Here is a 4,317-nt window from a genome sequence, read left to right as displayed (position 1 = left end):
TTTCCCTCCACGCCGCTCTTCCGATGGGGGGCGGGGGCCGCAAAATGACACGCGGGGCGGCGGGCGCGCGCCACGCGCGCGGCGTCGTGTCCCTCGAGTTCGTGCTGATGCTGCCGTTCCTGCTGATGGTGCTGATCGGCCTCATCGATACGAGCCTGATCCTGTGCGACAAGGCCGGCATCACGAACGCGAGCCGCGAGGCGGCGCGCGCCGGCGTCATGCTGCGCGTGCCGATGCTGACCACGACGCAGATCGCCAGCATCGCGCAGAACGCGATGCAGAACAGCCTGATCACCGGCGGCACCGCGACGACCCCGGCGGTGACCGTGACGCAGGCGAACGGCACGACGGCGGGCACCGCGCTGACGGTGACGGTGACCTACACGTATTCGGGGCTCGTGCTGGGGTCCGCGTTCAGCGCGCTCACCGGCCCGGTCACGGTCTCGGCGACGTCGGTGATGCTCTATGAATGACGTGGCCGCCACGCAACCCGTCGGCGCCGAACGGCAGCGCGGTTCGGTCGCGCTGTTCTTCCTGCTGTTCCTGATTCCGCTGCTGTCGTTCGGCGCGCTGGCGATCGACATCGCGTGGGTGGTCACGGTGAACAACCAGTTGCAGAACGCGGCCGACGCGGCCGCGCTCGCGGGGGCCGATGCGATGATGTCGCCGAGCGGCGGCGCGGTGAACTGGTCGCAGGCCGCGCCGGCGGCGAATGGCGTGATCGCGCAGAACTCGGCGGCCGGCGCGGCGCTGTCGACCGGCACGGTGACCACCGGATACTGGAACGTCACGCGCAACCCCTCGTCCATGCAGGCGACGACCATCACGCCCGGCCAGTACGACGTGCCGGCGGTGCAGGTCACCGTGTCGCGCGCACCCGGCGTGAACGGCGGCTCGATTCCGCTGCTGCTGGGCGGGCTGCTGGGGATTCCCGGCGCATCGGATAGCGCGACGGCCGTGGCGGTGCTGGCGGCACCGGGCGGGGTCGGGGCAGGCGGGCTGTTTCCGGTCGCGATCGACCAGTGCGTGTACAACCTGTACTGGAACGCGTCGACCAACCAGCCGCTGATCAATCCGCTGACGGGCCAGCCATTCGAATTCTCGATCACGAACGGCCAGGTCTACGGCCTGCTGTGCATGGGCGGGCAGTGGACGTCGTTCCAGTCGACCGCGACCGACACGACGACGATGGGCGGCCTGATGACAACCGGCAACCCGACGACGCTCAACATCGGCGACAGCATCAATCTCGCGACCGGCGTGAAGGCGACGCTCTATACGTCGGTGCCGGTCGGCACGACGGTGGTGCTGCCGGTCGTCACGCAGACCGCCACCAGCACCACCGTGCCGATCGTCGCGTTCGCGCCGTTCCATATCGACGTGTCGCTCGGCGGCTCGTACAAGTACATCCAGGGCCATTTCGTCGCCGGCGTGAAGATGACGGGCGTCGCGACCGGCGTCGGGCCGTACTACGGCATCTACGTGCCGCCGCGGCTCGCGTTTTGAGCCCGCGGGCCGGCGCGGCGCAGCAGCATGAGGAGCGCGAACAGCGTCACGACCGGGCCGATCTGCGGCCATTGCAGCCACGGGTTCAGGTATTCGACGACCGGCAGCAGCCACATGAGCGCGATCGCGGTCTGCTCGCCGCGCAGCCAGCCGTCCTGCCAGCCCATCGCCAGCATGCACGCGATCGCGATGCCGAGCCACGCAAGCTCGTAGTGCCACACGTACGGGTTCGCCGCGAGCGTGGCGACCGCCAGCACCGCCGCGCGCAGGCGGATGTCGCGCGAGCGCGTCCACACGGTGCAGGCAACCGCGATCGCGAGCGCCGCGATGCACGCCTGCGCGGCATACGCGACAGCAGGCGGCAGGCCCGCGAGGCGGAACGCGGCGAACGGCGCCGGCGACGCGAGCCAGAACACGACGCCTTGCTCGAGGAGGAGCGTGCGTGCGATTGCCGTGCCCGCGACGAACAGGCGTAGCGACTCGACGCCGCAGATCAGGACGCTCAGCGCGGTGAACGCGGTGGTGGCGAGCGCGGCCCACGCGATCGTGCGCCAGGCGCGCGTGGCGACCAGCACGAACGGGAACAGCAGCGCCATCTGCGGCTTGGCCGACAGCAGGCCGATGCAGAGGCCGGCCCACATCGGCCGACGGTCCGCCCAGCAGACGGCCAGCGCCGCGCACGACGCGGTCAGGAACGCGTTCTGCCCGAACATCCCGGTGACGAACACGAACGGGGCGGCGACCAGCGCGAACCCGCCGATGCGCGATGCGCCGGGGATCGCGCCGAGCCCCGATACGCGCGATGCGGCGAAGCCGAACACGACCACACCGAACGCGACGAACAGCGGATAGCCGATTGCATGGGGCAGCAGCGCCAGCGGCGTCACGAGCAGCAGGTTGGTGGGCGGGTACAGCCACGCGACGAGGTCGTCGCGGCGGAACTGCGGGAACAGGTCGGCGGCCAGCCGCGAGAAGGTCGGCAAGTCGTACGCTTGCCACGGCGAGCCGTGCAGCATCACGTACGACGCCGACCAGAACACCGCATAGTCGGCGCCCGGGCGTGACGGCGCGGTGCCGGGCGCGTGACGGACGACGGCGACCCAGATCGCGGCGAACAGCGCATAGCACGCGAGCGCGACCGCGCTGTACGCAACGACACGCCGCGGTGTCAGCCACGCGCGGACGGGAAGGTCCGCCGATCGCATCGATTGCCGCGGGAGATCCATGCGTCGTGCGCGGGGTTATTTGACGGACGCTTTGCGCGCCACAGCGTGGCCGGCGGCCGCGGGCGGCGCTGTCCGGCGGCGGCCCGCGTGCGTGCGCTTGAGCGGGAACTGCAGCAACTTCGACGCCGGATGCGCGGCGGCGTCCCGCTGCGCGTGATAGCGCCGCCGCACGAGATAGACCGGTCGCTGCTTCGACTCGTGATAGATGCGGCCGAGGTATTCGCCGATCACGCCGATGCCGATCAGCTGGATGCCGCCGACGAACAGCATCACGGAGATCAGCGATGCGTAGCCATGCACGGGATTGCCGAACAGCAGCGTGCGCAAGACGATGAAGGTGCCGTAGACGAACGACAGCGCGGCGAACGCGAGGCCGAGGTAGGTCCACACGCGCAGCGGCACGGTGCTGAAGCTCGTGATGCCTTCGAGCGCGAAGTTCCAGCGCCGCCATCCGGAGAATTTCGAGCGGCCGCCGCTGCGTGGCGCACGCGTGTATTCGATGATCTCGGTGCGATAGCCGACCCACGCGAACAAGCCTTTCATGAAGCGCCGTCGCTCGGGCAGCGCGCGCAGCGCGTCGACGACCTGGCGATCCATCAGGCGGAAATCGCCGACGTTCTCGGGCATCTCGACTTCGGAGAGGCGGTTGTGCACGCGGTAGTAGAGCGCGGCGGCCACGCGCTGCATCAGCGGATCGCACATGCGGTCGGTGCGCTTCGCGGCGACGACCTCTGCGCCGGCGAGCCAGCGATCGATCATCGCGGGAATCAGCGCGGGCGGGTCCTGCAGGTCGGCGTCGAGCAGGATCACGGCGGCGCCGGCGGCTTCGTCGAGGCCGGCGGTGAGCGCGGCTTCCTTGCCGAAGCGCCGGGTGAGATCGACGATGCGCACGCGCGGGTCGCCGGCGGCGACGTCGATCAGCCGGCCGAGCGTATCGTCGCGGCTGCCGTCGTTGATGCAGACGATCTCGAAACGGACCGACTCGACCGATTCGAGGATCGGCAGCGTCGTTGCAAAGAATGCATCGATGGCTTCGTCCTCGTCGTGGAACGGCACGACGAGCGAGACCAGTGGCTTTCTGGCATGCGCGGACATACGTCCCCCGAGAGATCCGGCCTGCGCTGCACCGTATGGATCCGGTTGTCGTCCGCGGCAGGCCGGACGACTGGCGTTCTGAACATTGTAGGCAGGAATCGGGGATTCGTAACACGAATTGATGCGGGTGCGGTGGAGGGGGCGTCGACATCGTGCGACTCGGCGGTCGGGCATCGACGCCTGGTTGCCCCGCGCGGAAGGAGCAGGGCGTCATGCTTTCGCGACAGGGCCGGCAGCGCTCGTAAAGCACTGCGGCGCCAGCGGAGATCGCAACGTGCGCGGGTGCAACGGTTAGCATGTCGACTTGACGACGATGGTCACGGAGACGGTCATGCAAGTCCAGGAGCTGACAGGTGCGCCGCTGGATTACTGGGTCGCGGTCGCGGAAGGCCACGACGCCCCGCGCGCCGATGCGTCCGGGTGTACGTCGATTCGTACCGCAGGTGGTGTGCCGACGCCGTTCGCGCCGTCGATGTCGTGGGCGGACGGG

The 4,317-nt window shown here is 69.4% G+C and carries 4 protein-coding genes and 1 pseudogene; 3 read left to right on the top strand and 2 right to left on the bottom strand.

Features of this window, described 5'->3' with window-relative positions:
* Nucleotides 1-44: 44 nt before the first annotated feature.
* Both G3N93_RS35310 and G3N93_RS35305 read left to right on the top strand, forming a co-directional pair.
* Nucleotides 45-473 carry a TadE/TadG family type IV pilus assembly protein gene (locus tag G3N93_RS35310; RefSeq protein ID WP_206135047.1) on the top strand — a complete coding sequence of 143 codons (429 nt, stop codon included), beginning with the start codon at nt 45-47 and terminating at the stop codon, nt 471-473.
* Complete coding sequence (locus G3N93_RS35305) at nt 466-1,506, top strand: TadG family pilus assembly protein (RefSeq protein WP_174982870.1); 1,041 nt, start codon at nt 466-468, stop codon at nt 1,504-1,506. Before G3N93_RS35310 ends, G3N93_RS35305 begins: the two co-directional genes overlap by 8 nt.
* Here G3N93_RS35305 and G3N93_RS35300 read toward each other — a convergent pair.
* Together G3N93_RS35300 and G3N93_RS35295 are read right to left on the bottom strand one after the other, a co-directional pair.
* A complete protein-coding gene (locus G3N93_RS35300; protein WP_206135046.1) occupies nt 1,479-2,732 on the bottom strand; it encodes a glycosyltransferase family 87 protein in 1,254 nt (417 codons plus the stop codon). The genes G3N93_RS35305 and G3N93_RS35300 overlap by 28 nt on opposite strands.
* A 15-nt stretch (nt 2,733-2,747) precedes the next feature.
* Nucleotides 2,748-3,827: a glycosyltransferase family 2 protein gene (locus G3N93_RS35295; protein ID WP_206135045.1), complete on the bottom strand. Its 1,080-nt coding sequence runs from the start codon at nt 3,825-3,827 to the stop codon at nt 2,748-2,750.
* A 331-nt stretch (nt 3,828-4,158) separates the two neighbouring features.
* Here G3N93_RS35295 and G3N93_RS35290 point away from each other — a divergent pair.
* Nucleotides 4,159-4,317, top strand: a pseudogene (locus tag G3N93_RS35290) (DUF2591 family protein); the annotation flags it as partial.

This window comes from Burkholderia sp. Se-20378, assembly GCF_017104665.1.
Lineage (GTDB): Bacteria > Pseudomonadota > Gammaproteobacteria > Burkholderiales > Burkholderiaceae > Burkholderia > Burkholderia lata.
The sequence above is the reverse complement of the archived record's forward strand: the minus strand, read 5'-3'. Positions and strand labels throughout refer to the sequence as shown.